A 998-nucleotide genomic window follows, 5' to 3' on the forward strand; every position below is an offset into this window, starting at 1 on the left:
CCAGGACGAGCCGCCCTGACTCCGGTCCCCGCCGGGACGGCGGTCCTGCCACTCACGGCGCTCGCCACCGGGACGCTGCGGACGATCGCCACCGGCGCGCTGGGGACGGTCGCCACCCGGGCGGCGCTCCTGCCACTCTCGCCGCTCACCGCCGGGGCGCTGCGGACGGTCGCCCCCGGCGCGCTGCGGACGGTCACCACCGGGACGGCGCTCCTGCCAGGACGAGCCGCCCTGACTCCGGTCCCCGCCGGGACGGCGGTCCTGCCACTCACGGCGCTCGCCACCGGGACGCTGCGAACGATCCCCGCCCGCGCGCTGCGGACGGTCCCCACCGGGACGGCGCTCCTGCCAGGACGAGCCGCCCTGACTGCGGTCCCCACCCGGACGGCGCTCCTGCCAGGACGAGCCGCCCGTCGTGCCCCCGCGGGAGCTGCGGTCATCCCGCCCTGACCCGGCGCCGCCGCGGGAGCCGCCCTCGGCCGGCCGGCTCCCGCGGTGCCCTGCCGGACGTCCGGCGCGGTCGCCCCCCTTGCGCGCACCGCCGCCCGCACTCCGAGCGCCGCCTCCCGGGCCGCGCCCTCGATCGGACCCGCTGGCCCCACGTCGCGGAGTTGTCATGGTCTGCTCGTACCTCACTCGTAGTCGGCGCACGCACGGAGGGGCGCCGGGAAGCTGCTGCCGGGCCGGGACCGGAGGTCCGCCTGTCAGGGCAGCAGACGGAGAACGCGAGAAACGGGGGCCAGAGCAGTGATGCTCTGACCCCCGTTTCTCGAAGATTGTCCGGCGGTGTCCTACTCTCCCACCCCGTCTCCGGGGCAGTACCATCGGCGCTGAAAGGCTTAGCTTCCGGGTTCGGAATGGGACCGGGCGTTTCCCTTTCGCCATGACCGCCGTAACACTGTGGAACCGCCCCCCACCCCGGCACGCGGGTGGGGGGTGTTCGTTGTTCCAGAGCTGCACAGTGGACGCGTGACATCGAGCTCAAAAGGGCTGGATGG

1 rRNA gene and 1 pseudogene are annotated in these 998 nt (G+C 74.8%); one reads left to right on the forward strand and one right to left on the reverse strand.

Annotated elements, in window-relative coordinates:
• Positions 1–450, forward strand: a pseudogene (locus HK417_RS24395) (hypothetical protein); the annotation flags it as partial.
• Between the two features lie 328 nt (positions 451–778).
• Here HK417_RS24395 and rrf read toward each other — a convergent pair.
• Positions 779–895: ribosomal RNA gene (gene rrf, locus HK417_RS24400) — 5S ribosomal RNA — on the reverse strand.
• Positions 896–998: the final 103 nt, after the last annotated feature.

Source organism: Modestobacter marinus (assembly GCF_019799945.1).
GTDB classification, from domain to species: domain Bacteria; phylum Actinomycetota; class Actinomycetes; order Mycobacteriales; family Geodermatophilaceae; genus Modestobacter; species Modestobacter marinus_B.